We start from the raw sequence: 25,891 nt of genomic DNA, 5'->3' as shown, positions 1-25,891 counted from the left end.
AATGTTTGGATCAGATTTATATATCGCCCTCATTTTAGGAGTCTTACTCAGTTTGATTTTTGCAGAGAAAACGGGAATTGTACCAGCCGGCCTCGTCGTACCGGGTTATTTGGGACTTGTCTTCAATCAGCCGATTTTCATGCTGCTCGTTCTTTTTGTCAGTTTGCTGACGTATGTCATCGTGAAATTCGGACTTTCCAAAATTATGATTCTATACGGACGCAGAAAATTCGCAGCAATGCTGATTACGGGAATTCTTTTGAAAATCGGTTTTGATTTTATATATCCGGTGATGCCGTTTGAGATTGCCGAATTCAGGGGAATCGGAATCATCGTGCCGGGGCTGATCGCCAATACCATTCAAAGACAGGGATTAACGATTACGCTTGGAAGTACGCTTTTATTGAGCGGAGCAACATTCGTCATTATGTATGCTTACTATCTAATCTAAAGTTAGGTGTGTCAAATCGATGAAAAAACAACTGAACTTTCAGGAAAAACTGCTGAAGTTGACGAAGCAGGAGAAAAAGAAAACAAACAAGCACGTCTTTATCGTATTGCCCGTTATTTTCTGTTTAATGTTTGTCTTTACTTGGGTCGGAAGCGCCAAAACTCCTTCGCAAATGGACAAAAAAGAAGATGCCAAGCTTACAGCTACTTTTGTTGGCGATATCATGATGGGAAGAAACGTAGAAAAAGTGACAAACTTGCACGGTTCGGAAAGTGTCTTCAAAAATGTGAAGCCGTACTTTAATGTGTCAGATTTTATCACAGGAAACTTTGAAAACCCTGTAACCAATGCAAAGGACTATCAAGAGGCAGAAAAGAACATCCATCTGCAAACGAATCAAGAATCAGTCGAAACATTGAAAAAGCTGAACTTCAGCGTACTGAATTTTGCCAACAACCATGCGATGGACTACGGGGAAGACGGTTTGAAGGATACGCTCAATAAATTTTCAAATGAGAATCTGGAGCTTGTCGGAGCAGGAAATAATCTTGAAGACGCGAAACAGCACGTATCCTATCAGAATGTGAACGGCGTAAAAATTGCAACGCTCGGTTTTACAGACGTCTACACAAAGAACTTTACAGCCAAAAAGAACAGAGGCGGAGTGCTGCCGCTCAGTCCGAAAATCTTTATTCCAATGATTGCGGAAGCATCGAAAAAAGCGGATCTTGTCCTTGTCCATGTGCACTGGGGACAAGAATATGACAATGAACCGAACGACAGACAGAAGGATCTGGCCAAGGCGATTGCAGATGCCGGAGCAGATGTCATCATCGGCGCTCATCCCCATGTTCTCGAACCGATCGAAGTGTATAACGGTACTGTGATTTTCTACAGCCTCGGCAACTTTGTATTTGATCAGGGCTGGTCAAGAACACGGGACAGCGCGCTTGTACAATACCATTTAATGAATGACGGCAAAGGGCGCTTTGAGGTAACGCCTCTCAACATTCGCGAAGCAACGCCGACGCCTTTAGGCAAGAGCGACTTCTTAAAACGAAAAGCGATCTTCCGTCAATTGACAAAAGGAACAAACCTCGACTGGAAAGAAGAGAACGGAAAATTAACGTTTGAAGTCGATCATGCGGACAAGCTGAAAAATAATAAAAACGGAGTGGTGAACAAATGAAATTTGTCAGAGCCATTTGGCCGTTCGTAGGTTTAGTTTTGATCATTGCATTCATGTCTGCTTTCAAGTATTCTGATGAATTGTCAAACGATGAAAAAGCTAAAATCTCTACGGAGATCCAAAAAGTGAATCAGCAGGATCAAACAACAGAAAACAAGCAATAACAGTGAAAAGAGAGTGCCGCCGGCGCTCTCTTTTTTGTGTGCTGATCCCGGTTATAAAAGACCTGTGAAAAGCGGCCGGTTTGAAAGGGAAACACGACAATTTTCTTAACCGGTCAGTGTATAAAGTTTTATAGAAAATCAGGAGGATATATACATGGTTTTGGGGTTCATGTTTATTGTATTCTTTTGAAGGGAATAAAAACTGACAAATTTCGACTGAAGCAAAATTTGAAAATGCATCACCTTACCAATTCGGGATGGGAACCGCACCTCATGTTCATGACCTCTTTAGAATATTTCCCTTCATCTTTTTAATCCGCGCTTAGGTGAAAAAGCTGATCATGCTGTGCTGAGCGTTTCTTCTCGCTATGACGCTGCTGTACATGCAAAAAAAGTCCTTTAAATATCCCAGTTGAATGACGATGAAAGAGGAAAGAAGAGGAGGAACAGATCAATTGATAAAAAAAGCGGCAAACAAAAAGTTGGTTTTGTTTTGTGGAATTGCGGTGCTTTGGATGTCTTTATTTTTAACGAATCATAATGATGTACGCGCCGATACGATCGGCGAGAAAATAGCAGAAACCGCCAGACAGCTTGAGGGTGCGAAATACAGTTACGGCGGAGAGAAGCCGAAAACGGGGTTTGACTCGTCCGGCTTTGTACAATATGTGTTTCAATCGCTCGATATAACGATTCCAAGAACGGTAAAAGAGCAATCGACCCTTGGAAGCAGCGTCGGCCGTCAGCAGCTCGAAAAGGGGGATCTTGTCTTTTTCAAAAATGCCGAACTGGAAACGGACGGGCCGACTCATGTCGCCATCTACATGGGAAATGATCAAATCATCCACAGCACAAAATCAAACGGAGTTGTCGTGACAAAGCTTGAAGGCAGCTCTTACTGGAGCTCGGGGTATCTTAAAGCGAAAAGGATCACAAAAGAACCTGAGATTTCTATGGACCCTGTCGTTCAAAAAGCGAAGAGCTATGTCGGTGTTCCATATGTATTTGGAGGCAACTCTCCGGATCTCGGATTTGACTGTTCGGGGTTGACCCAATACGTTTTCAGAGAGGTGCTCGGTGTTTATTTGCCAAGATCGGCGGAACAGCAATGGGCGGTCGGTCAAAAGGTGAAGCTTGAAGATATCCGGCCGGGTGATGTTTTGTTTTTCAGCAATACGTACAAACCGGGAATATCCCATAACGCCATCTATGCAGGGGGCGGCCGGTTTATCCATGCGAGCCGTTCAAATAAAGTGACGATCTCTTACTTGTCGGCTTCCTACTGGCAGAAGAAGTTCACAGGAGTCAGACGTTTTGACAACATGTCCCTCCCGAAAAATCCGATTGTATCCGAAGCGATCAGGCATATCGGCGAAGTCGGTTATCAAAAAGGCGGCACATCGCCTAAGGAAGGCTTTGATACGGCGGGGTTTATCCAATATGTCTATAAAACGGCGGCAGGAGTGGAACTTCCGCGGTACGCTGATAAACAATACAGTACAGGCAAGAAAATCACAAAACAGGAGCTGGAGCCTGGAGACATCGTGTTCTTTAAAGGAACCACTGTTCTCAATCCCGCCATCTATATCGGAAACGGCCAGGTCGTTCTTGTCACCTTGTCTGCCGGTGTGACGACAGCAGATATGGAGACGAGCGCCTATTGGAAAGATAAATACGCCGGAAGCGTCAGAATTGAGTAGCAGAAAAACCGCTCGAGTCCATCTTCGAGCGGTTTTCTTAATTATTGATATTCATTTTCCAGCAGTTTATTAATGAAATAAGCGACGCCGTTTTCGTCATTGCTTTTCGTGATAAACGTGCTGATATGCTTCAGTTCATCGATTGCATTGCCCATCGCGATCCGATGGCCGGCTTCCTCAAACATTGACAGGTCGTTCGGGCTGTCGCCGATCGCGTAGATATCTTTTTTCTCGATTCCATAGTGGCGGGCCAGCTCTTTTAAAGCGCGGCCTTTGCCGGATTCATCAGGCAGAATCTCGATGATATGTCTTCCGGAAGATGTGAGTCCCAATTTTGGAAAGGCTGAAAGGTCTTCTTTTGCTTTTTTCAGCTTTTCCATATCAAATGAGAAGCACAACAGCTTATAAATATGTTCGTCTCCGTTAAAAACCTCGCGAATGTCGGGGACGGGTTTGATGCCGAATTGTTTAAACTGAGTCAGTGCGCCCTGCCAAAGTGTATCCCTGTCTTCATCAGGGTTGGCGCTTGTGACGATATCGAGCTCTGCTTCAAGCTTCTGCTCTCCGTCATAAGGAGAAAGCAGCGCATCGTCCGTATAAACCTCAAAATAGATTTGATGATCTGTTAAGTATTGGGCGGCCTTTTTTCCCGCTTCCTTGTCCATTAGCGTTCTGCTTAGGAGTTTATAGTTGAAATCGTGGACCGTTCCCCCGTTTGCAGCGATAATCGGAATATCCAAATCGTTCAGAAGCGCTTTTACGTCAAATGTGGCCCGTCCCGTGCAAATGGTTACGATGCAGTCTGAAATGAGCGCCTTTTTGATAGCGGCCCGGTTTTCTGCGGATATTTTGCTTTCGGTATTTAAAAGAGTCCCGTCTAAATCGATCGCAATTAATCTCATTATGTAAAGATAACCTCCTGTAAGAGCAGTTTGCCGTTTTTCGGGAGGCGAAAAACAGCTCTCTTCGGCAGTATTCCCTAAAAGGACATGTTATGTAAAAGGCTAAACCTAAATTTAGATTTTTTCAATAGTAAATATTGAGTTTCATTAAAACAGAAAAAGGATGAATATGATTCATCCTTTTTCTAATTATACATCTAACTGCTGTTTTAATTCCTGCTTAATTTCGTTGAGGTTTTCCTGATCAAGCTGGAAATAGTAGACTTTGCCCGGTTGATAATCGCTCCCTTTCAATTGAAGGGTATCGACCGTTTGAATGGACGTCATAAACGGGATCAGTCCGATTGCATCATTCAGCGACAAGTTCATCGATACGTTCTTTCCGACTGTATCAAGGATATCGTCGTAAGCCGGAATGGAAGTAAGCGATTTGGATTTGTTGATAATCGATTTGATGACTTCCATCTGGCGCTCGCCGCGCTTCAAGTCCGTATCGGCTTTTCTCGTTCTTACATAAGCGAGGGCTTCTTCTCCGCCCAGCGTCTGCTCGCCTGTTTGAAGGTTGACTTTGCCTTTCGTATCCTTTTTAATCTGCCGGACAATATAGTCTTCTTTGATCGTGATCGGTACACCGCCGAGTTCATCAACTACTTCCTTGAAAGCTGAAAAATTGGCTTCCATGACGTAATCAACCGGAATGTCGAGCAGGTTTTCGACGGTTTCTGTACTAAGGTCGCGCCCGCCTAATGAGTGGGCATGCGTTATTTTATCGTAGCCGCGTCCGGGGATGTTGACATAGGAATCCCGCGGGATGCTCAATAGTTTCACCGATTTGTCTTTTCTGTTGAACGTGGCAAGAACCATCGCATCGCTTCGTTCTTTGTCCATGCTTTGTCCGGGACGGGCATCAATCCCCATCAACAGGATGGAGAAGTTATCTTTTTTAGGGTTGAACTCTTTAATCCGCTTGACGGACTGTTCACCTCTGGAAAGGGTGACTTGCGCATCTTTGGAGGCGTTCGCCACTTTATAGTACGCATAGCCGCCTGCGGCTGCCGTCGCCGTCAGGATTAAGGCAATGAAAAACAGTGAGTATTTCACCCATTTTCTTAGTCTCTTTTTCTTCGTTCGCTGCGATCGTAGCATGTATAAGCTCCTCTTTTATTTATATTGAAACGTACAATTGTTGAATAAGTCTAAATTTTAATAAAAAATAGTTTCCCAATCTTGGATTTTACAATATATTTGCTGTTTTGCATATGGGGATTCTCTGGAAATTCCGCGGGACTGATCATTTTGCCGCCTATAATAAGACGATATAACAGATAAAATGTTTCATATTTTTAAATTCCTTTTAATGGTACTCCGAGTTTCTAGAGGTTTGAAGAAAGCAAGACAAGGTTAAAGGTTATAAAAGACGAGCCTTGGAGGAGGATATACTGTGATGAAGGGAAAAAGATCGAATGCCTGGCTTTATTTTTTTGGAGCCTTGGGCGGTGTGCTCTACGGTTATGATACAGGCGTCATTTCCGGGGCGATTTTGTTTATGAAAGATGAACTTGGGCTCAATGCCTTTACAGAAGGGCTGGTTGTCAGCGCAATATTAATCGGGGCGATTTTCGGATCGGGTTTGTCAGGCAGGCTGACAGACCGCTTCGGCCGAAGAAGGGCGATTATGTCAGCGGCTGTGCTGTATTGCATCGGGGGGCTCGGAACGGCCCTGGCGCCAAGCACGGAATATATGGTGGCTTTCAGGATCGTGCTCGGCCTTGCAGTCGGCTGTTCAACGACCATCGTTCCTTTGTACCTTTCAGAGCTTGCTCCGAAGGAATCCCGGGGCGCGCTTTCTTCATTAAATCAGCTGATGATTACGATCGGGATTCTGCTCTCTTATTTGATCAACTATGCATTTAGTGATGCAGGCGCATGGCGCTGGATGCTGGGATTGGCCCTTATTCCGTCAATCGGCCTTTTAATCGGTATCTTTTTCATGCCGGAAAGCCCGCGCTGGCTCTTAACAAAAGGAAAAGAAGAGAAAGCAAGGCGGGTTTTGTCAAAGATGAGAGGAGGAGAGCGGGTCGATCAGGAAGTCAAAGAAATTAAGGAAGCGGAAAAGCAGGACCAGGGGGGCTTGAAAGAGCTGCTGGAACCGTGGGTGCGCCCGGCGTTAATCGCAGGGGTCGGACTGGCATTTCTGCAGCAATTTATTGGAACCAACACGATTATTTACTATGCCCCAAAAACGTTTACGAATGTCGGATTTGAAGATTCGGCGGCCATTTTAGGGACAGTCGGCATCGGAACGGTCAATGTCCTGATGACGCTTGTGGCGATCCGCTTCATTGACAGGATTGGCCGGAAGCCGCTTTTATTATTTGGAAATGCCGGAATGGTCATCAGTTTGATCGTGCTTTCTTTTTCTAATCTCTTTTTCGGCAATACCTCTGGTGCGGCATGGACGACTGTCATCTGCTTAGGTGTGTTCATCGTCGTATTTGCCGTCAGCTGGGGGCCGATCGTCTGGGTGATGCTGCCTGAGCTGTTCCCCCTTCATGTCAGAGGGATAGGAACCGGAGTATCGACTTTAATGCTCCATGCAGGGAACTTAATTGTGACTTTGAGTTTTCCGGTCCTCATGGAAGCGATGGGCATCAGTTACCTGTTTCTGTGCTATGCGGCCATTGGAATCGCGGCCTTCCTGTTCGTCTTCTTTAAAGTAACAGAAACAAAAGGAAAAAGTCTGGAAGAGATCGAGCAGGATTTGCGGGACAAGCACCGCGGAATCACGGCAACTGACACACAGCCGGTTGAACGATAGGCAAAAGGATGGGCAAGGCCCCATCCTTTTTTGTGTGAAGAGGCCGGCCGATCATGGCTGATCTCTGTTCTCTCCGTCTCCTGGCTGCGAATCGTCATGGCGCGGCAGATTGCCCGTTCTGATTGCCCGAAACACGAGAAAAAAAATAATGAAAACAACCAGTCCTCCGACCAGTATTTGCAGCAGCATCCCAACACCTCCGTTTTCTTCTATGTATGAATCATGGCCGTTCTACATGACGGCTAATGAAACGTTTGTTTAAAAAACTGAATAAGAACCCGGGTTTATCTCACACTAAAGTCAACTGAACGATAATGGGAGTGTGACGATTTGAAAGCCGTAACGTTTCAAGGGCCTCAGCATGTTGAAGTCAGCCAGGTGGAGGATGCCAAAATTGAAAAAAGCGATGATATCGTTGTCAGAATTACTTCTACCGCGATTTGCGGTTCGGATCTCCATCTTTATCAAGGGAATTTCCCTCTTCCAAAAGGCTTCCAGCTCGGCCATGAACCGATGGGAATTGTAGAAGAAACAGGACCTGATGTAACAAAAGTGAAAAAAGGAGACCGGGTTGTCATCCCGTTTACCGTTGCCTGCGGACATTGCTTTTATTGCGAAAACAAGCTGGAAAGCCAGTGCGACAATGCCAATCCCCATTATGATTCAGGCGGGTATTTTGGCTACTCGGAAAAATTCGGGAATCACCCTGGCGGACAGGCTGAATATTTAAAAGTGCCGTTTGGCAATTTCACGCCGTTTGTCATTCCTGAATCATGCGAGATGGAGGACGAGTCGCTTCTGTTTTTATCAGATGTCCTCCCAACCGCGTATTGGAGCGTGCTTCACGCAGGCGTCAAAAAAGGGGACACTGTCATTGTGCTCGGCTGCGGGCCGGTTGGATTAATGGCGCAGAAGTTTGCCTGGATGGAAGGGGCGAAGCGGGTCATTGCAGTAGACTACTTGGACTACCGCCTAAAGCAGGCTGAGGCATTAAACCGCGTTGAAGTATTTGACTTTACAAAATATCCTGATATGGGCGAGCATTTAAAGGAGATTACAAAAGGCGGGGCGGATGTCGTGATCGACTGCGTAGGGATGGACGGCAAAAAATCTCCGCTTGAGTATCTGGAGCAAAAACTGAAGCTTCAGGGCGGCACGCTCGGACCGATTCAAATTTCTACAAAGGCGGTCAGAAAGTGCGGAACCGTACAGATTACGGGGGTATATGGAAGCAATTACAATATGTTTCCGCTCGGCGCATTCTTTTCCAGAAATGTTACGCTAAAAATGGGGCAGGCTCCGGTCATCCATTTGATGCCGGAGATTTACAAGAAGATCGAAGAGAATCAATTTGATCCGAAGGAAATCATTACGCACCAGCTTCCGCTTGAAGAAGCCGGCCGCGCTTATCATTTGTTCAACGACCATGAAGATGATTGCATTAAAGTAATTTTGAAGCCATAGCGATGATAAAGGCTGCCGAGCTACCGGCAGCCTTTTCCTCGCATTACCTTGCCAGCCATCCGCCATCGACGGCTAACACATGTCCATTCACATAATCGGATGCCGGCGACGAAAGGAATACGGCGGCGCCGGCAATGTCATCCGGCTGACCCCAGCGCTCGGCCGGAATCCGTTTTAAGATTTCGGCATTGCGGTTTTGATCGTCGCGGATCTGCTTTGTATTGTTCGTCGCGATATAGCCCGGAGCAATCGCATTGACCTGGACATTATAAGCCGCCCATTCATTGGCAAAAGACTTCGTCAATCCGGCTACTGCATGTTTGCTTGCCGTATATGCAGGGACAAGAATGCCTCCTTGAAATGAAAGAAGAGAGGCAATATTGATGATTTTCCCTTGCTTTCGCTCAATCATCTGCCGGCCGATAGCCTGCGTCAGCAAAAATAAGCTGTTCAAATTGACATTGATCACCGCTTCCCAGTTCTCCCGGGAAAAATCAGCCGCTTTTTCTCTGCGGATCGTCCCGGCGTTGTTAACGAGAATATCAATTTGATGGCGGTCAGGCACCTCTTTTGCAAAAGCCTCGACCTCGTCAAGGTTGCCCATATCAAGCTGATAAGAAGTAAACGTTCTGCCGGCTTCTTCGATCAGCCGCTTTGTTTCATCAAGTCCGCTCGTATGCGAAGTGCCGATGATATCCGCTCCCGCTTTTGCCAGCGCTTCGGCAATCCCTTTGCCGATTCCCGTTCCCGGGCCTGTGACAAGCGCCGTTTTGCCTTCAAGTGAAAAATACGATTCAAGATATCCCATCTCACGTTCACGTCCTTACCGAATGACATTCATCGGGACAGCATCCATGTCCTTAAATGTGTAGTTTTCTCCGGCCATCGCCCATATAAAGCAGTAGTTGGATGTGCCGGAGCCCGAGTGGACAGACCACGCGGGTGAAATGACAGCCTGTTCGTTCCCGACGACAAGATGCCGGGTCTCCGTCGGTTCGCCCATGAAATGAAACACCTTTGCATCCTCAGCAAGATCAAGATACAGGTAAACCTCCATCCGCCGGTCGTGGACATGCGCAGGCATTGTGTTCCATGTGTTATTAGGTTCAAGAAACGTAATGCCCATCATCAGCTGGCAGCTTTGAATGCCGTCTGCATGAATCACTTTGTATAGATTACGAACATTTGAAGAGGCTTCTTCTCCTAAATGATCGTATGGGAGCTCTGAAAGAGAAGCTTTTTGCACCGGATACTTTTGGTGTGCCGTCGCCGAGATGAAATAAAATTTGGCCCCGCCTTCATTCAAGCTTGAGAAGAAAACGTCTTTATTTCCCAGGCCGATATACAGAAAGTCTTTGTGCTCCAGTACGTATTCTTCATCACCGACTTTAACCGCACCGGGCTTGCCGACATTCACAATCCCGATTTCGCGCCGTTCTAGGAAATAGTCCGTTTTTAAAAAATCGCCGGCATCGAGCGCTATGGACTCCTTTACTGGAACGGCTCCGCCGATCACGACCCTGTCTTCATGCGAATAAAACATATTCAGTTTATTTTCAACAAACAATGACTCTATTAAAAAATGCTCGCGAAGCTCTGCGGTTGTGAATCGTTTCGCTTGTTCTGGATGAACAGAATAACGATTTTCCATACCTTCTCCTCCTTGAATTGGACGTTTTTAGACTGACTTGAATGAAGTGCCAAAAGTTTTTGGTAACGGTTTCAAACATGAATTTTAAAGTAAATAATGGAAAGCGTCAACAGTCTTTTCACTTTTTTCTGAATATTGTAAAGGACAATGCTGAAATATTAAAAAAGACTCTTCCAAATTTTAAATGATGTGATATGCTGGTGGTATAAAGTTTTTGAAATCGGTTTCAAATCATAAGGTTATAGGAGTACTTGAATGAAGGATAAGCAAACAGCGAAAGTAACCATCAACGAAGTCGCCGCACATGCAGGCGTATCAAAATCAACGGTTTCCCGTTATATCAACGGGAAGATTGATGCCATTTCACCGAAAAAGGTGAAAAGCATCAAAAAAGCGATCGAGGAGCTCAATTACCGCCCAAGCCAGATGGCACAGGGGCTGAAGGTGAAAAAAAGCAAAGTTATCGGATTTTTGGTCGCCGATATTACAAACCCGTTTTCAGTAGCCACCTTGAGAGGGGTGGAAGAGGTTTGCGATCAGTACGGATACAGCATCATGGTCTGCAACACGGACAACAGTCCTGAGAAAGAAAGGGAGATGCTGCACAAGCTGAACGCGCATTACATTGAAGGGCTGATTATTAATACGACGGGAAGGAACAACGATGTGCTCTTGGATTTAATCAGCCAGGATGTATCGATTGTGCTCGTTGACCGGAAAGTGCCCGGGCTCAAGATCGATGCAGTCACAACGAACAACCGCGAAGTGACAAGTCAAATCGTCAATCTCATGTATGACAAAGGCTATGCCCAGGTCGGTCTGTTTACCGAACCGATTAAGGGAATCAGTCCAAGGGAGGAAAGGGCCTCCGCCTATACAGAAATCGCGCTGGAACGAAACGCCGGCGGTACCCCTCTCGTATATGAGGCTGACGTCAAAGACAAAGAATCTCTATTACAGTCCGTCAAAAGCTTTTTGGAAATGAAAGAAGGGAAAAAAGCCATTCTTGGAAACAACGGGCTTCTGATGCTGAAAATCATCAGCTGCCTTTATGAGCTTGGCATTTCAATTCCGGAAGATGTCGGAATTGCCGGATTTGATGATACAGAATGGTATAAATTGATCGGTCCGGGCATTACCACCATCGCCCAGCCGTCGCATGAAATGGGCAGGGTCGCCATGGAGCGGATCATCAAACGGATTGAAGGAGACGAAAGCGCCCCGCAGACGATTCAGCTTGAGGCGGAGCTTGTTCTCAGACAGTCGCTGTAGAACTTGTCAAACGGAAACACTCATGGACCCGAAAACTTAGGGGAGAGTGTTTTCCCGCAACTGCTTTTGAAACCGGTACCATTTTGAAAGGAGAGTGAAATCATGTCGCTTGATGTGATGACCTTCGGAGAATCGATGGCTATGTTTTACGCAAATGAAGCAGGCGGACTGCATGAGGCGTCTTCGTTTTCCAAAGCTCTTGCCGGAGCGGAAACAAACGTTGCCGTCGGACTGTCGCGCCTGGGTTTTCGGGTCGGCTGGATGAGCAAGGTCGGCGCCGATTCGCTTGGAACCTTTATTTTAAATGAATTGAAAAAAGAAGGCGTCGACATTTCTGAAGTCAAACGCACCGCAGACCGGCAGACGGGCATACTGCTCAAGTCAAAGGTTGAAAGCGGAGACCCTGATGTCACATATTATCGGAGCGGATCAGCCGCAAGCACGATGAGCATTGATGACTACCCGGCAGAGTATTTCAAGCAAGCCAAACATATGCATGTGACGGGCATACCTCCTGCACTTTCAAGGGAAATGAGGGGCTTCGCCCGCCACGCCGTTCACCAGATGAAAAAAGACGGGAAGACGATTTCGTTTGACCCGAATCTCCGCTTCCAGCTTTGGCCGGATCAGCAGACAATGGTTCATACAATTAATGAAATCGCCGCGCAGGCAGACTGGTTTCTGCCGGGGATCAATGAAGGAAAACTCCTGACAGGCTGCAATTCTCCCGAGGATATCGCTAAACATTATGTAATGCAGGGGGTCAAGGTGATTGTCATCAAGCTTGGAAAAGAAGGGGCTTATTACAGGACATCGGAAAAAGAAGGTTATGTGCCGGGTTATCAGGTGGAGAAGGTTGTTGATACTGTTGGCGCTGGCGACGGTTTTGCCGTCGGCATGATCAGCGGCCTTTTAGACGGACTTCCGCTGGAAGAAGCAGTTCAGAGGGCCAATGCGATCGGAGCGCTGGCCGTCATGGCTCCGGGGGATATGGACGGTCTGCCGTCAAGGGATCAATTGAAAGCTTTTATGGCTGGAGAGAAAAACAACCAAAAAATAGGAGGTTGACCGTAATGGAAATGTCTATGATCGGAAAAGTGCAAGAGCAGCTGGGCGAGGCCGGGCTGATCGCAGTCGTCCGCGCAGACGGTAAGGAGGCTGCTGAGGAGACCATTCACAGACTGATCGACAAAGGGATTACTGCGATTGAAATCACATATACGACGCCGGGAGCGTCTGAGCTGATTGAAAAATTTGCGGGAAAAGACGGTCTTCTTGTCGGAGCGGGAACGGTGGTTGAAAGCGAACAGGCGAGGGAAGCCGCGGCAGCGGGGTCAAAATTTATCGTCAGCCCGGGTTTTTCGGAATCACTGGCTGAGGAGGCCGCATCATTGCATACATTTTTTATTCCCGGCGTATTAACGCCAAGCGAAATTATGGAAGCGGTCTCAAAGGGTTTTCGGGTTCTTAAGCTGTTTCCAGGGGGAACATCCGGGATTCCTTACATGAAGAACCTCGCCGGTCCTTTTCCGAAGGTTCGGTTCATACCAACCGGAGGAATCCATCCCGGCGATGTGGAGAAGTGGCTTGATGCCGGAGCATTGGCAGTAGGTGTGGGAAGCCAGCTGAACAAAGTGTCAGAAGCGGATCTCCAGCGCATCTTTCAGCGGCGGGCTCAGCAGAAATAAAGCGTGCGCAGCGTGGTAAAGACTTCAGGTTTTGCAAGATCGACAGCTTTGCTTTTTCATTAATTTCTAGAATGGGAGAAAAAAATGATGAAAATTAAAGCAACGATTGAACGTGTGCCGGGCGGCATGATGATCATTCCGCTCTTTCTGGGCGCAACGCTGAATACATTTGCACCGGGAACCGCAGAGTTTTTCGGCGGATTTACAGGCGCCCTGATTACCGGAACGCTGCCGATTTTAGGAGTATTTATCTTTTGCGTTGGCGCGACAATAGATTTTCGTTCTTCAGGATATATTGCGAGGAAGGGGCTGACGCTTCTGATCGGCAAAGTCGGCTTTGCCGCATTATTGGGTTTGATCGCAGCGCAGTTCATTCCAGACGAAGGCATTCAAAGCGGGTTTTTTGCCGGACTGTCCGTGCTGGCGATCGTAGCCGTTATGAATGAAACGAACGGCGGTCTGTATTTGGCGTTAATGAATCACATGGGAAGAAAGGAAGACGCCGGTGCTTTTGCCTTTATCAGCACGGAATCAGGCCCGTTTATGACGATGGTCACTTTCGGTGTGACAGGGCTTGCGGCATTTCCTTGGGAGACGCTGGCTGCAACCGTCATCCCGTTTTTACTCGGCTGCATTCTCGGTAACCTTGACCCTGAATTGCGCGATTTGTTCGGAAAAGTCGTACCGGCGATCATTCCGTTCTTCGCATTTTCACTTGGAAACACGCTTGATTTTAACATGTTGATTCAATCCGGCCTTTTAGGCATTGTTGTCGGCGTATCAGTCGTCATTCTCTCGGGTGCATCTCTATACTTGCTGGACCGCTTTGTCGCAAGAGGAGACGGTGTCGCGGGAGTAGCGGCGTCATCAACGGCCGGGGCTGCGGTAGCCGTCCCGTATGCACTTGCCGATGCAAACCCCGTGTTTGCGCCGGTAGCTGATTCAGCAACCGCGATCATCGCGACAAGCGTCATTGTCACCTCGCTTCTGACGCCGCTTGCAACCGTCTGGATCGAAAAACGGACGAAACAAAGAAAATCTCCGAAACAAATGACGATTGATTACAAGTAATGTTGCCGCAGGCGCACCGGGACATTTGTCCGGGGCGTTTTTTTATGACCGTTTTTGAAACGTCACCAAATTGCTAAATTTGACGAACATAATCTGTGCTAATATCAATATATAGTGTCTGTTGGATGAACAAACACTATATATGCTACTTTTTAGGAGAGATTAGGATGACAACAGGCTTTAAAGAACAGGGATTATTGCAATTGACAGAAACATTTCATGATATCGTCGGGTATGGAAATCACGATATTATGCAGGAAAATGCCAACGTAGACGGCCGCTCCCCGATGGGGCAAATGAGCCGGTTTGCATCCGAGAGTTCCAGACATTATGCGCTCCATTACTTAATGTCGCCGGAAATCAAGAAAGCAGTCGATGACAACTTTATATACCCTCACGATTTAGACTATATGCCGAGCGGGACAACGACTTGCTGTCAGATACCATTGGTCCGGCTGTTAAAGGAGGGATTCCACACTGGCCACGGCTCCCTCAGGGAACCGAAGGACATTATGAGCGCATTGTCACTCGCATCTATCATTTTTCAATCGAATCAAAATATGCAGCATGGCGGCCAGTCATTCCCAATGTTCGATTACGACCTGGCGCCTTACGTCCGCAAAACGTACGAAAAGCATCTTGCGAAAATCAAACAATACCCGACAACTTTGACAGAAGAAGAGATAAGGGAAAGAGCGTGGGAAGAAACGGACAACACAACTTACCAAGCGTGCGAAGCATTTATACATAACGCCAACAGCATGCATTCGAGGGGCGGCGGCCAGGTGCCGTTTGTTTCCATTAATTACGGCACGGATACGTCAAGGGAAGGCCGCCTTTTGATCAAAAATATTCTTAAGGCGACAAAAGCAGGCCTCGGCAAAGGTGAGACGCCGATTTTTCCGATTCAGATCTTCAAAATGAAAGAAGGCGTGAACGTTGATCAAACAGACCCTAACTATGACTTGTACCGGCTTGCATTGGAAACGAGCGCTGAAAGGCTGTTTCCGAACTTCAGCTTTATCGACTCGCCCGTGAACAAACCTTTTTATGACGGAACGCCGGAAAGCGAAATCGCTTATATGGGATGCAGAACGCGCGTCATGTCCAATATTCATGGAAAAGAAAACAGCGTCGGCAGAGGGAATTTGTCATTCACCTCGATCAACATTGTGAAAATAGCGCTGCTCAGCGAAAACGTTGAACAGTTTTTTGCCTTGTTAAACCGCTACATGGATTTAACGATTCAACAGCTGCTTGAACGGTACGCCTTTCAATGCAAGAAAAGAGCAAAGGACTTTAAATTCCTGTATTCACAAGGCATCTGGCATGAAAGCGAGAAGCTTGAACCTGAGGACACGCTCGAGGATGTGCTAAAGCACGGAACATTGAGCATCGGATTTATCGGGCTGGCTGAAGCTTTGACTGCATTGACCGGAAAACATCACGGAGAAAGCGAGGAGTCGTTTGAACTCGGCAAAAAAATCGTCCAGTCGATGAGAGATAAGGCCGATGAAGCCACAGAAAAACACAAATTGAACTTTTCCTTGATCGCTACGCCGGCAGAAGGGCTTTCAGGGAAATTTGTCAAAAAAGACAAAGTGGAGTTCGGTTCGATCCGCAATGTCACAGACCGGGTGTACTATACGAATTCGTTTCACATCCCTGTTCACTATAAGCTGACTGCGGTCGAAAAGATCAGAAAAGAAGCGCCGTTCCACTTAATGTGCAATGGAGGGCACATCAGCTACATCGAGCTGGACGGAGACCCGAAAAAAAACATTAAAGCGATGGACATGCTTGTGACCGCCATGCGCCGGTCAGGCATGGGCTACGCCTCGATCAACCATCCTGTCGACCACTGCAAGGCGTGCGGATTTACCGGAATCATAGATAATGAATGCCCGCAGTGCAAAAACCGGGATGAGGCTTTGATCGAACGAATCAGACGGATTACAGGATATTTAGTCGGAGATATGTCAAAGTGGAATTCGGCGAAAAGACAAGAAGAAAAGGACAGAGTGAAGCATCTATGAAAGTGATGAATATTATCCATGACAGCATCGTAGACGGAGAAGGACTGAGAACAGTCGTGTTTTTAGCGGGCTGCCCGCATATGTGTGAAGGCTGCCATAATAAACAAAGCTGGAATATCAATAACGGATTTGATATGAGTGTAGACGAAGTATTCGAGGAAATTATGAAAAACCCGCTTACAAACGTCACCTATTCAGGAGGGGAGCCGCTTTTGCATGCAGGCGAACTGATCGAGCTGTCAGAAAAAATTAAGCAGCATTCCGAAAAGGACATCTGGCTTTACAGCGGCTATACGTACGAACAAATCTTGAAGAATGAAAAGCACAGCGCCTTGCTGGCCTATTGCGATGTCCTGGTAGACGGCCCGTTCGAACTCAAAAAAAGGGACTTGACGCTCCTTTACAGAGGAAGCTCAAACCAGCGGATTATTGAGCTTGCATCATCACAAGCAGAAGCCTGAAGAGGGCTTCTGTTTTTCCTTTCCGGCATTGACTTCTATCGAGATAACGTCATAATGAATATGAAAAGGTTTATATTTCAACATACATGTCTATCAATAAAAGAAAGCGTTTTATTTACATAAGACTATCGTGAATTAAGGGAGGAGATGGCAGCATGACTCAATCACCGATATTTCTGCAGCCTGAGTTTAAAGAGAGAATCTGGGGGGGAACGGCTTTGCGCGAGTCATTCGGCTATGACATTCCCTCCGATTTGACAGGTGAATGCTGGGCCATTTCCGCCCATCCAAACGGTCCGAACATCGTTGCTTCAGGTCCTTACAAAGGAAAAACGCTTGCCGAGCTTTGGGACGAACACCGTGAATTGTTTGGAGGTGCAGAGGGGGACCGTTTCCCGCTGTTAACGAAAATACTTGATGCCAATCAAGACCTTTCCGTTCAAGTCCACCCGGATGACTATTATGCAGGAGAGCACGAAAACGGGGAACTCGGTAAGACAGAATGCTGGTATATCATCGATTGCAAAGAAGGAGCAGAGATCGTTTACGGCCACACGGCGAGAACGCGGACTGAACTGGTCACCATGATCAACAGCGGTGATTGGGACAACCTGTTAAGGCGGATCAAAATCAAACCGGGCGATTTTTATTATGTGCCAAGCGGCACGATTCACGCTCTTTGCGAGGGGACGGTCGTTTTGGAGACACAGCAGAGCTCCGATACGACGTACAGGGTATATGATTATGACCGGACCGATCAAAACGGAGAAAAGCGCGAACTTCACCTGACACAGGCGATCAATGTCACAACAGTACCGCATGTAGACAGCTATGTTGACGAATCGACAGAAACTCAAAAAGGCATTACCATTAAGACATTTGTTGAAGCCGAATATTTCTCCGTATATAAATGGGAGATCGACGGTGCCGCTGAGCTGACCCAGGATGCCCCTTTCCTCCTGTGCAGCGTGATTGAAGGAGAAGGAAAGCTCACTCAGGGCGGCGAATTATTTCCGATCAGCAAAGGGACAAATTTTATCCTGCCGGCGGAAACCAATGACTTTACAATAGAAGGAACATGTGAACTAATCGTGTCACACATATAAAAAGCTTGACGGTCTGCAAAAAAAGGCCGTTAAGCTTTTTTATTGTAAAAAAATAATCCGGCTCGCCGATAAAAAGAGAAAGCAAGTTTTAGAAATTGGGAGGCTCATAGGCGAGGGGAGTAAAGAATGTGAAAAACATTAGAAAAACCGTTATTTTTGCTGCAATCATTTTGCTCGTACATACGGCAGTCCCGGCAATTCCTGCTTTAGCAGCATATACCGATACTTCCGTCTACAAAATTGAAACAGCAAAAGAGTTTAATAGCGAAAGCGAAGCGCTCAAAGCAGCCGAACAACTGAAAAAGGACACGGGATGGAAAGCCGAGGTCAAACCTTCAGGGAAAAACGGCACAACATACGTTTTGACATCAGAAGGTGTCGAAGGGGAGAGCAGAGCAAAAAATCTGCTTTTGCAGTTTGAAAAAGAAACCGGTTTGAAGGCGTCCTATGGTCCGATTGGAAAAAAAGAACCGTTTTCCAAAGCGGTATCAAAGGAATTTGCCGGTGAAGAAAAAGCCAAGGAATGGGCGCTCCAATTTGAAAAAGAAACCGGTCTGAAAGCAACCTATACACTTGCAGGGAACAGGGAAGCATACGTGAAGGTTGCCACCGGAGGAATCGAAGGCGAAGACAACACGAAAGCCATCCTCGATCGTTTTCAAAAAGCGACCGGCCTCAAAGCGTCGTATGCACCATACGGAGCGGGACAAGCGATCGTCAAGATTTATTCTGCAGAAATCGCAGATGAGAGCAAAGCGAAAAGCCTGCTTGTCCAGTTTGAAAAAGAAACGGCCCTTAAAGGAACGATAGAGACCGTAAAGAAACAACAGCCTAAATATAAAATTGCGACAAGTTCGATACAAGGCGAAACAAACGCGAAAAACCTGCTGAAGCAGTTTGAAAAAGAGCTCAAAGTCAAAGGGGCATATGAAGCCGCCGGTCAGCCGGCACAGCTATACAATGTGAAATCGGGATATTTTAATGACGAAAAGAGCGCGAAAAATGCCGCCGGACAAATTAAAAAGAAAACCGGTCTCGCCTCAAGCACGGAAAAGGTAAAAGGTACACGCTTCTGGATCGTAAGCATGAAAAGCGTAGACAGTCAAAACCTCAAAAAAATCGACGCCTTTTTCAAAAAGAAAACGTGGCGTTATACTGCTGCAAAGGCGGGGAAAAAGCAGACATCTTTCAGAATCGTTTCCGTCCCGCTTTCAGATCAAAAGAAAGCAAACGATGGCATCCGGTTTTTTAAAAACAAAAATATTCAGGCTTCTGCGCAAAGCACCGGCAGCACGACCGTCAGCCGCTTCCGGATTGCGTCTGCTGAAACCGCCGTTCAAGCGCGAATCAATAAAGGGCTTGAATTCTTTAAGAAAAACGGTGCGGCGGGAACGGCCGGATCAACAGGAAAAAAAGTGTACAGCCACTATCAGCTGACAACGGAATCCGTATACGAACAGAACAAAGTGACGCAGGCGCTCAATTTCTTTAAAGAAACAGGCATTCACGCAGAGGCCGTGAAGACCGGCCAATATTACAGCCGCTACAAACTGAGTTCGGAAGCTCTGATCGGCACGGAACAATTACAGCAGGCGCTCGGATTTTTCAGCAAGCGGAATATACCGGGCAAGATTGAACAAACGGGTGAGTACGGCTACAGGCAGTACCGGGTGACGACAGGTCGAATCACAAGCAAAGCAGATCTCGACAAGGGCTTGAATGTCTTTAAGAAGAACAATGTCAGCGCAACTTACCAAACAAAGACGGTCAGCCTGTTTCATATCTCGATCAATGAACAATTTACAGGGAAAGACCGTGCGGATGCTGCCGCCAATCGGATCAAAACGAATTACGGCTGGCCGGTGAATGTCGTCAAAGTGAAAAACGGCCCGCAAATCACAACGACTGACTACGGAATCACGCTCAGCCAGATGATCGATAAACAGATGAAAGTCAGCCCGCAAACGGATGCGCCGGCTTATGTTTCATTGAGCTACATCAATACGGCGAACCAAACCGTCACGGCTGATCTGCTGAATATCAGGTCAAGCCCCCTTGTGACAGGCGGCAACATCATCGGACAGCTGCAAAAAGGGGATAAAGTCAACATCATCTCCCAGGAAAACGGCTGGGCAAAAATCAGAATGAATTGGCGAAATGCCAGCAGGGATGAAGTCGAGAAATATGTCAATCCGGAAAATTTCACACAAGACAGCTCGGCATACTTCCAATTTTTAAAACTGTCGCAAACGGCCAGATTGAATGCTGCCGAGGTCAATGCAAAAATCCTTTATAATAAAGGGATTTTGACAGGCAAAGGGCAAGCGTTCATCGACGCGGCGAGAGCATACAGCATCAATGAACTGTACCTCATTTCACACTCGCTCCTTGAGACGGGCAACGGAACTTCCGAGTTGGCTAAAGGAACGATGTTCAACGGCAAAAAGGTTTACAATATGTACGGCGTCGGGGCTTACGACAGCAACCCGCTTTACTACGGCGCAAAATACGCCTATGAACAAGGGTGGTTCACACCTGAGGCCGCCATTATGGGCGGAGCCAAATTCATCGGTGAAAAATACATTCACCACCCGACTTACAAACAGGACACCCTCTATAAAATGAGATGGTCTCCGAATGCCCTTCACCAATATGCGACAGATGTCGGATGGGCTTATAAGCAGGTGGGGAGAATGTACAGTCTGTATACATTGCTCGATCAATATACGCTGTACTATGATGTGCCGGTTTATCGGTAATCATCATAAAAAGACCGGCCGTGTTCCATTAGGAACCGGCCGGTCTTTTTTCATTTGCCGTCATATGCTCGCTCATAAAGTTCAACAGGCGCATGCTGGCATCACCTGTTGAATATTGATGCCACTCTTCCGCAAACTTCTTGATCTCTTCCTTTGTATCGGACATTTCTTTGATTTCTTTCAGCAGCATTTCGCTGTCCATGCAGGCTTTGCCGGGAATGACTGCTTCAAAATCATCGATCAGTCCGCGTTTTTCATTATACTCTGCCATATCATACGTGAAAAACAAAATCGGTTTATTTAACAAAGCGTACTCAAAGGCGACCGACGAGTAGTCGGAAATCAGGATGTCGCTTTCCATCAGCAAATCCTTTAACGGAACGTCTGATACGTCTTTGATCAGCCCTTCGTGCTCTTCAAAAGCAATCTGTTCCCGCACGGCCGGATGCAGTTTGACCAGCAGCAAAAATTCTCCCTGCAGTTCCCCGGAGAGCTGCTCCTTAGAGAAAGGGAGACGAACGGACGTCAAACAATAGTCCCTGTATGTCGGCGCATACAGAATAACCTTTTGGTCCGGACGGTCCGCTGTTTGTCTTCCGGCATGAAAATACTCATCAGTTAACGGAACACCCGTCCGCAAAAAACGGTCATCTCCCAAGCCGAATGACCGCTTGAAAATATCCGCCATTTTTTCCGAGCCGACAACGATATGATCAAATGAACGATACACTTTTTTAAACCGTTTGATATCGCCGGCGGATCGATAGCGGTTTCCGATATCTTCGAGTCCGAACTTCTTCAAAGCGCCGGACGCATGCCAAATTTGAATGCATGTCGTCTGAGGGCGTTTATTCAAAACACTTGTCAGCAGAAAATAATTATCCGTCAACACGAATTTACACCTGAACATTCGGTATACGGCTTTTATGAGATGAATCGGATTTTTCTCGTTGATCACTTGCGATCGAACGGAAGGATATTCATCTGCAAGGGAAACGGCGTGCCTTGTATAGAGGACTTCCATTTCAAACGGCCGGCTGCTGCTGACATACTCATCAAGCAGCGCGCGCGCATTATCCGGAAAGGAAACAAGCAATACAGCTCTGTCGCGCGCTTTTACCAATCTGAAAATAAAACCGGTCAAAGCGAGACCGGCCGAGTAAACCATAACCAATAAAGAACGTATATTCATTCGTTACCCAAACTCTTTTCTACAAATCGATTTTAGATTGCTCTTTGATCTGCTCCGGATAGTAGTGCCGCTGTTTTTGAACTCTTTCCTCTTTCAGAACGGAGAAGACATATTTCGGGATGTTCAGCATGCGCTTCCACCTTGTCGGATTGGTCAGCAGGCGGTACATCCATTCAAGATTCAGCTTGATGAACATTTTCGGCGCCCTTTTCACTTTTCCGCTGAACACGTCGAAGCTCCCGCCGATGCCGATCGCAATCGCCTGAGGAAATAGATGCTTATGTTCATAAATAAACTTTTCCTGATGAGGATATCCGAGAGCGACAAAAACCATGTCCGGCTTGGCAGCCGCGATTTGCTTCGCAACTTCGCCTTTGTCTTTGACATAGCCGTGTGAGTATCCGGCCAGCTCAATTCCGGGATATTCGGTTGAAAGCCGATCTGCAACAGCTTGAATAACCTCCTGCTTGGCCCCGTATAAAAAGACCCTTTTCTTTTTGCGGTCAGCCAAGCTGAGAAGGTTGATAAATACATCGTACCCCGCGATCCTCGATTTTAATCTGCTGTTGATCAGCCTTGACGTCAGGACGATGCCGATTCCGTCCGGCAGGATAAAGTCAGCAGATGAAACTGTTTTAAAATAATCCTTGTCTTTTGCAGCCGCATACCCGATCTCAGGGTTTACCGTTGCGATAAATGCCCCCTCATTGCGGTCGATAAAGGATTTTTCAAGATGATTCAAAAATCCGGGCAAATCCCCGTTAACATATGCAAGATGATGAACCGTTTCCGTTTGCAGCATAGTTTTTTTCCTCCTTCCGGTTTAAGAAGTGTAAGTATATACGAATGTATGAAAGTCGAAGTTTAAGAGACCAGCCCATAAATTCAGGAGGTCTAACGTATATTTTAGCATAGATCATTCATAAAAGCTTAACAATATCTTTACATTAGATTAAGATTTTTTACGTCTTATTCAGAAAAGGTTCGATTTTTTTAGATAAAATTTGGAATTGCATTAACCTTAAAGAATACTTAACGTTTGATAGGCGATGTGCTATAATGAATGATCAGTAAAGACCTGTGGAATGAATGTAACTTATCGAGTGTTTTTGATATATCAATATAGCTTTTCGCCTTAAGATTAGAAAGGAGAGCGCATGACAATGAAGAAAGTCATCACATATGGAACGTTTGATTTATTACATTGGGGACATATCAAGTTATTGGAACGGGCAAAACAATTGGGGGATTATCTCGTCGTAGCGATTTCGACTGACGAATTCAATCTTCAAAAGCAGAAAAAAGCATATCACAGCTATGAGCACCGCAAGCTGATTCTTGAAACGATCCGCTACGTAGACGAAGTCATCCCGGAAAAAAACTGGGATCAAAAGGTACAAGATGTGATCGATCATGACATCGATGTATTTGTCATGGGGGATGACTGGGAAGGGAAATTCGACTTCCTGAAGGATTACTGCGAGGTTGTTTACCTTCCGAGAACCGAAGGGATTTCCACGACGAAGATCAAAGAGGAAATCGCAAACCTTTAATTCGGCTCAGCTTAATAAAAATTCAAAAAGTACTTCTTAAAAAAATAAGAAGTGCTTTTTGTTTCGTATACGAGTCATTTTAATATAATAAGTATGAACAGCTTTGCTTTTGAATAAAAAAAGAGGAGTAGACTGATTTTATGGATAGTGCAATTCCGATAGAATTTCAGCTGCGGGAAATAAAAATTAATGATTCTCGCCTCTATTTTGTGTTCGAAAGTTCTGTCTCTCTTGATCATCTCGATGTTTTGGCAGTTAACCGCAATACGAAAAAAGAGACGCGTGCAACTTGTAACAAAATAAGCGATTCAGAGCAGTTAAAAGCAGCGGAAATATCTTTAGATACCCTATCTAACCTGATGATAGACGAAACGGTCATCGATTTTTATGTACTTTATGAAAATAATGAAAAAAATCAATGCAAAAAGAGGATATACACAGCATCAAAACCGCTAGAGCTGTCTTGGCATAAGGATCGAGCCAATCAGTTCATTTATCTTCCGTATAAGACCCGAAAAGGCCACTTCGCTCTTGATGTTTTACGAAGAAAAGCAGTGGCTGAACCGGACAGCATTAAGTTAAGCTCCGACGGAAAACTAATGATTGAAGGCTATACTTTTCTGCTGGATGCTGAAGAACGTTCAATCGTAAAAAGCAGAAAGCTGGTTTTAAAGGAAATTAGCCAAAACGATAAAGAAAGGGTTTTCAATTTCCCTTTAAAAGGCGTTCAGCGCGTCGATTTGTCAGCTGATTCTTCTGATCATGCCGTTGGATTTGAGGCGGAAATCGATCTGAAAAAGCTGTATGAGGAGAACAGGATGCCTGCTTTCTTTAAGTTTTATATAGAATACGTAGGTGAAGATGCTGCAACAGGGGAGGAAATCGCTATAAAAAGCAGGGCATTCAAGCTTATAGATGATATAGAAAGTTTTTCAATTGTTGACACAAAAAAAGGACCGGCTCGTTTTCACATTTATCCGCAGAAGCGAAAACGGGGTATGCGTCTAAGAATGAATGACTATACGATCAAAACCCGTGCGGTTTATTTTGCCAAAGGAAAAGGAAAAAGGCTGATGTCAGTCATACGCAAAGGCAAGAATAAAGCAAAGAAAAAGATTTCGGGCATGGTGAAGAGAGCATACTATTTTACTTTTGGACTGGCCGGCAAACTCCCTGTTAAAAAGAAAACCGTCATTTTTGAAAGCTTTGCCGGCAAGCAGTACAGCTGCAATCCGAGAGCAATTTACGAATATATGAAGGAACATCATCCGGAATACAACTTAATATGGAGTGTAAATCCGAGTTATACAGAAATTTTTGAAGAAAAAAATGTCCCTTATATTCACCGATTCACGCTGAAGTGGCTGTTCGCCATGGCAAGGGCCGAATATTGGGTTGTAAACAGCCGGCTTCCTTTGTGGATCCCAAAACCAAAGCACACGACATATGTGCAGACATGGCACGGGACTCCGCTGAAAAGGCTTGCCGTCGATATGGAAGAAGTGCACATGCCGGGCACCAACACTGAGAAGTACAAGCAAAATTTCACTAAAGAAGCATCGAAGTGGGACTATTTAATCTCCCCGAATCGCTATTCAACCGAAATCTTTGCCCGCGCTTTTCAATTTAACAAAACAATGATTGAGTCCGGCTATCCGAGGAATGACTTTCTGTATACGGACAACCGCCCGGAAACGATGAAGGCCATAAAGAGAAAAATGAATATCCCCGAAGATAAAAAGGTCATTTTATATGCACCGACATGGCGGGACGATCAGTTCTATAAAAAAGGAAAATACAAATTCGACCTTGATTTGAATTTGGAAAAGCTGCGAGAGGAGATCGGCGATAATTATGTCATCGTTTTAAGAATGCACTATTTAGTCGCGGAAAACTTTGACCTATCGCCGTACAAAGGATTCGCATATGATTTCTCATCATACGAAGATATTCGCGAACTTTATATGGTATCTGATTTGTTAATTACAGATTACTCTTCAGTATTCTTTGATTTCGCAAATTTGAAGCGTCCGATGATTTTCTTCGTTCCAGACATTGAAACCTATCGTGACAAGCTGCGCGGCTTTTATTTTGACTTTGAACAAGAAGCACCAGGACCGTTGGTCAAAACGACTGAGGAAGTAATTGAGAAAATCAAGGAAACAGAGACATCTGACTATCGTCTGCCTGACATTTTTGAGCCTTTTTATGAAAAGTTTTGTTACCTGGAGACGGGCAATTCTTCTGAAAAAGTGGTGAATAGAATTTTCGAATAAAAATCTCCATTAATGACCATTTCAAAGCCATTGTATTATTGCAATGGCTTTCTTATAATTGGTTAATGTATTGCAATCCTCTTATTGGCTGCAAATGCGATCTTAACTTTTAGAGAAACTTGTGCTATTATGGTTCTC

23 protein-coding genes are annotated in these 25,891 nt (G+C 45.7%); 16 read left to right on the top strand and 7 right to left on the bottom strand.

What is annotated here, in order from left to right; genetic code table 11:
* Position 1 precedes the first annotated feature (1 nt).
* The 4 genes from pgsC to H7F26_RS03600 all read left to right on the top strand — a co-directional run bounded on the left by pgsC (position 2) and on the right by H7F26_RS03600 (position 3,504).
* Positions 2-451, top strand: a complete 450-nt coding sequence (gene pgsC / locus H7F26_RS03615; protein WP_003185831.1) for a poly-gamma-glutamate biosynthesis protein PgsC — start codon at positions 2-4, stop codon at positions 449-451.
* A 19-nt stretch (positions 452-470) separates the two neighbouring features.
* The gene (locus H7F26_RS03610; RefSeq protein ID WP_003185829.1) at positions 471-1,640 is read left to right on the top strand and encodes a CapA family protein; all 1,170 of its coding nucleotides are present in this window, start codon (positions 471-473) and stop codon (positions 1,638-1,640) included.
* Positions 1,637-1,804, top strand: a complete 168-nt coding sequence (locus H7F26_RS03605; protein ID WP_003185826.1) for a hypothetical protein — start codon at positions 1,637-1,639, stop codon at positions 1,802-1,804. The genes H7F26_RS03610 and H7F26_RS03605 overlap by 4 nt, the downstream gene beginning before the upstream one ends.
* Positions 1,805-2,259: 455 nt before the next feature.
* Positions 2,260-3,504, top strand: coding sequence for a C40 family peptidase (locus tag H7F26_RS03600; RefSeq protein WP_061575998.1), 1,245 nt, complete (start codon positions 2,260-2,262; stop codon positions 3,502-3,504).
* 41 nt (positions 3,505-3,545) lie between these two features.
* Here the strand turns inward: H7F26_RS03600 and H7F26_RS03595 are convergent, their stop codons facing one another.
* Both H7F26_RS03595 and H7F26_RS03590 read right to left on the bottom strand, forming a co-directional pair.
* Positions 3,546-4,406, bottom strand: a complete 861-nt coding sequence (locus H7F26_RS03595) for a Cof-type HAD-IIB family hydrolase (protein ID WP_061575997.1) — start codon at positions 4,404-4,406, stop codon at positions 3,546-3,548.
* A gap of 189 nt (positions 4,407-4,595) precedes the next feature.
* Entirely contained in the window at positions 4,596-5,552 is a 957-nt protein-coding gene (locus H7F26_RS03590) for an LCP family protein (RefSeq protein WP_003185816.1), read from the bottom strand.
* Between the two features lie 298 nt (positions 5,553-5,850).
* On the opposite strand from H7F26_RS03590, the gene H7F26_RS03585 reads away from it, so the two are divergent.
* Entirely contained in the window at positions 5,851-7,224 is a 1,374-nt protein-coding gene (locus H7F26_RS03585) for a sugar porter family MFS transporter (protein ID WP_003185812.1), read from the top strand.
* Between the two features lie 51 nt (positions 7,225-7,275).
* On the opposite strand, the gene H7F26_RS03580 is transcribed toward H7F26_RS03585, so the two are convergent.
* Complete coding sequence (locus H7F26_RS03580) at positions 7,276-7,413, bottom strand: hypothetical protein (protein WP_021837766.1); 138 nt, start codon at positions 7,411-7,413, stop codon at positions 7,276-7,278.
* A 141-nt stretch (positions 7,414-7,554) separates the two neighbouring features.
* On the opposite strand from H7F26_RS03580, the gene H7F26_RS03575 reads away from it, so the two are divergent.
* Positions 7,555-8,688, top strand: coding sequence for a zinc-dependent alcohol dehydrogenase (locus H7F26_RS03575; RefSeq protein WP_003185809.1), 1,134 nt, complete (start codon positions 7,555-7,557; stop codon positions 8,686-8,688).
* Between the two features lie 43 nt (positions 8,689-8,731).
* Here the strand turns inward: H7F26_RS03575 and kduD are convergent, their stop codons facing one another.
* Together kduD and kduI are read right to left on the bottom strand one after the other, a co-directional pair.
* Positions 8,732-9,496, bottom strand: coding sequence for a 2-dehydro-3-deoxy-D-gluconate 5-dehydrogenase KduD (gene kduD, locus H7F26_RS03570; protein WP_003185807.1), 765 nt, complete (start codon positions 9,494-9,496; stop codon positions 8,732-8,734).
* A gap of 15 nt (positions 9,497-9,511) precedes the next feature.
* Positions 9,512-10,339 (bottom strand): 5-dehydro-4-deoxy-D-glucuronate isomerase, encoded by an 828-nt coding sequence (gene kduI, locus H7F26_RS03565; protein ID WP_003185805.1) that lies wholly within the window; start codon positions 10,337-10,339, stop codon positions 9,512-9,514.
* 255 nt (positions 10,340-10,594) lie between these two features.
* On the opposite strand from kduI, the gene H7F26_RS03560 reads away from it, so the two are divergent.
* The 8 genes from H7F26_RS03560 (at position 10,595) to H7F26_RS03525 (ending at position 20,732) form a co-directional block, all read left to right on the top strand.
* A complete protein-coding gene (locus H7F26_RS03560; protein ID WP_003185803.1) occupies positions 10,595-11,611 on the top strand; it encodes a LacI family DNA-binding transcriptional regulator in 1,017 nt (338 codons plus the stop codon).
* Between the two features lie 102 nt (positions 11,612-11,713).
* Positions 11,714-12,679, top strand: coding sequence for a sugar kinase (locus H7F26_RS03555; protein WP_003185801.1), 966 nt, complete (start codon positions 11,714-11,716; stop codon positions 12,677-12,679).
* Positions 12,680-12,684: 5 nt separating this feature from the next.
* Positions 12,685-13,299: a bifunctional 4-hydroxy-2-oxoglutarate aldolase/2-dehydro-3-deoxy-phosphogluconate aldolase gene (locus H7F26_RS03550; RefSeq protein ID WP_003185799.1), complete on the top strand. Its 615-nt coding sequence runs from the start codon at positions 12,685-12,687 to the stop codon at positions 13,297-13,299.
* Positions 13,300-13,386: 87 nt separating this feature from the next.
* Complete coding sequence (kdgT, locus tag H7F26_RS03545; RefSeq protein ID WP_011198368.1) at positions 13,387-14,370, top strand: 2-keto-3-deoxygluconate transporter; 984 nt, start codon at positions 13,387-13,389, stop codon at positions 14,368-14,370.
* Between the two features lie 167 nt (positions 14,371-14,537).
* Entirely contained in the window at positions 14,538-16,406 is a 1,869-nt protein-coding gene (locus H7F26_RS03540; RefSeq protein ID WP_003185794.1) for an anaerobic ribonucleoside triphosphate reductase, read from the top strand.
* Positions 16,403-16,867, top strand: coding sequence for an anaerobic ribonucleoside-triphosphate reductase activating protein (gene nrdG / locus H7F26_RS03535; protein ID WP_003185792.1), 465 nt, complete (start codon positions 16,403-16,405; stop codon positions 16,865-16,867). The genes H7F26_RS03540 and nrdG overlap by 4 nt, the downstream gene beginning before the upstream one ends.
* A gap of 155 nt (positions 16,868-17,022) precedes the next feature.
* Positions 17,023-17,973 carry a mannose-6-phosphate isomerase, class I gene (gene manA / locus H7F26_RS03530; RefSeq protein WP_003185791.1) on the top strand — a complete coding sequence of 317 codons (951 nt, stop codon included), beginning with the start codon at positions 17,023-17,025 and terminating at the stop codon, positions 17,971-17,973.
* 128 nt (positions 17,974-18,101) lie between these two features.
* The gene (locus H7F26_RS03525; RefSeq protein WP_003185788.1) at positions 18,102-20,732 is read left to right on the top strand and encodes an N-acetylglucosaminidase; all 2,631 of its coding nucleotides are present in this window, start codon (positions 18,102-18,104) and stop codon (positions 20,730-20,732) included.
* Positions 20,733-20,760: 28 nt separating this feature from the next.
* On the opposite strand, the gene H7F26_RS03520 is transcribed toward H7F26_RS03525, so the two are convergent.
* Together H7F26_RS03520 and H7F26_RS03515 are read right to left on the bottom strand one after the other, a co-directional pair.
* The gene (locus H7F26_RS03520) at positions 20,761-21,924 is read right to left on the bottom strand and encodes a CDP-glycerol--glycerophosphate glycerophosphotransferase (RefSeq protein WP_003185786.1); all 1,164 of its coding nucleotides are present in this window, start codon (positions 21,922-21,924) and stop codon (positions 20,761-20,763) included.
* A 19-nt stretch (positions 21,925-21,943) separates the two neighbouring features.
* Positions 21,944-22,723, bottom strand: a complete 780-nt coding sequence (locus H7F26_RS03515; RefSeq protein WP_025806137.1) for a WecB/TagA/CpsF family glycosyltransferase — start codon at positions 22,721-22,723, stop codon at positions 21,944-21,946.
* A 364-nt stretch (positions 22,724-23,087) separates the two neighbouring features.
* On the opposite strand from H7F26_RS03515, the gene tagD reads away from it, so the two are divergent.
* The gene (gene tagD / locus H7F26_RS03510) at positions 23,088-23,477 is read left to right on the top strand and encodes a glycerol-3-phosphate cytidylyltransferase (protein WP_011198365.1); all 390 of its coding nucleotides are present in this window, start codon (positions 23,088-23,090) and stop codon (positions 23,475-23,477) included.
* Between the two features lie 140 nt (positions 23,478-23,617).
* Positions 23,618-25,753 (top strand): CDP-glycerol glycerophosphotransferase family protein, encoded by a 2,136-nt coding sequence (locus H7F26_RS03505; protein WP_003185782.1) that lies wholly within the window; start codon positions 23,618-23,620, stop codon positions 25,751-25,753.
* Positions 25,754-25,891 lie beyond the last annotated feature (138 nt).

It is taken from the genome of Bacillus sp. PAMC28748, from assembly GCF_014250415.1.
In the GTDB taxonomy this organism is placed as follows: Bacteria; Bacillota; Bacilli; order Bacillales; family Bacillaceae; genus Bacillus; species Bacillus licheniformis.
This window is presented reverse-complemented; position numbering and strand designations above follow the sequence as displayed.

What these genes read in the sequence shown, in the direction of transcription:
- H7F26_RS03585 (WP_003185812.1), top strand. Translation starts at nt 5,851, where the DNA reads ATGAAGGGAAAAAGATCGAATGCCTGGCTTTATTTTTTTGGAGCCTTG.
- H7F26_RS03610 (WP_003185829.1), top strand. Translation starts at nt 471, where the DNA reads ATGAAAAAACAACTGAACTTTCAGGAAAAACTGCTGAAGTTGACGAAG.
- kduI (WP_003185805.1), bottom strand. Translation starts at nt 10,339, where the DNA reads ATGGAAAATCGTTATTCTGTTCATCCAGAACAAGCGAAACGATTCACA.
- H7F26_RS03505 (WP_003185782.1), top strand. Translation starts at nt 23,618, where the DNA reads ATGGATAGTGCAATTCCGATAGAATTTCAGCTGCGGGAAATAAAAATT.
- tagD (WP_011198365.1), top strand. Translation starts at nt 23,088, where the DNA reads ATGAAGAAAGTCATCACATATGGAACGTTTGATTTATTACATTGGGGA.
- H7F26_RS03560 (WP_003185803.1), top strand. Translation starts at nt 10,595, where the DNA reads ATGAAGGATAAGCAAACAGCGAAAGTAACCATCAACGAAGTCGCCGCA.
- kduD (WP_003185807.1), bottom strand. Translation starts at nt 9,496, where the DNA reads ATGGGATATCTTGAATCGTATTTTTCACTTGAAGGCAAAACGGCGCTT.
- H7F26_RS03580 (WP_021837766.1), bottom strand. Translation starts at nt 7,413, where the DNA reads ATGCTGCTGCAAATACTGGTCGGAGGACTGGTTGTTTTCATTATTTTT.
- H7F26_RS03555 (WP_003185801.1), top strand. Translation starts at nt 11,714, where the DNA reads ATGTCGCTTGATGTGATGACCTTCGGAGAATCGATGGCTATGTTTTAC.
- nrdG (WP_003185792.1), top strand. Translation starts at nt 16,403, where the DNA reads ATGAAAGTGATGAATATTATCCATGACAGCATCGTAGACGGAGAAGGA.
- manA (WP_003185791.1), top strand. Translation starts at nt 17,023, where the DNA reads ATGACTCAATCACCGATATTTCTGCAGCCTGAGTTTAAAGAGAGAATC.
- H7F26_RS03605 (WP_003185826.1), top strand. Translation starts at nt 1,637, where the DNA reads ATGAAATTTGTCAGAGCCATTTGGCCGTTCGTAGGTTTAGTTTTGATC.
- H7F26_RS03595 (WP_061575997.1), bottom strand. Translation starts at nt 4,406, where the DNA reads ATGAGATTAATTGCGATCGATTTAGACGGGACTCTTTTAAATACCGAA.
- H7F26_RS03590 (WP_003185816.1), bottom strand. Translation starts at nt 5,552, where the DNA reads ATGCTACGATCGCAGCGAACGAAGAAAAAGAGACTAAGAAAATGGGTG.
- kdgT (WP_011198368.1), top strand. Translation starts at nt 13,387, where the DNA reads ATGAAAATTAAAGCAACGATTGAACGTGTGCCGGGCGGCATGATGATC.
- H7F26_RS03540 (WP_003185794.1), top strand. Translation starts at nt 14,538, where the DNA reads ATGACAACAGGCTTTAAAGAACAGGGATTATTGCAATTGACAGAAACA.
- pgsC (WP_003185831.1), top strand. Translation starts at nt 2, where the DNA reads ATGTTTGGATCAGATTTATATATCGCCCTCATTTTAGGAGTCTTACTC.
- H7F26_RS03520 (WP_003185786.1), bottom strand. Translation starts at nt 21,924, where the DNA reads ATGAATATACGTTCTTTATTGGTTATGGTTTACTCGGCCGGTCTCGCT.
- H7F26_RS03550 (WP_003185799.1), top strand. Translation starts at nt 12,685, where the DNA reads ATGGAAATGTCTATGATCGGAAAAGTGCAAGAGCAGCTGGGCGAGGCC.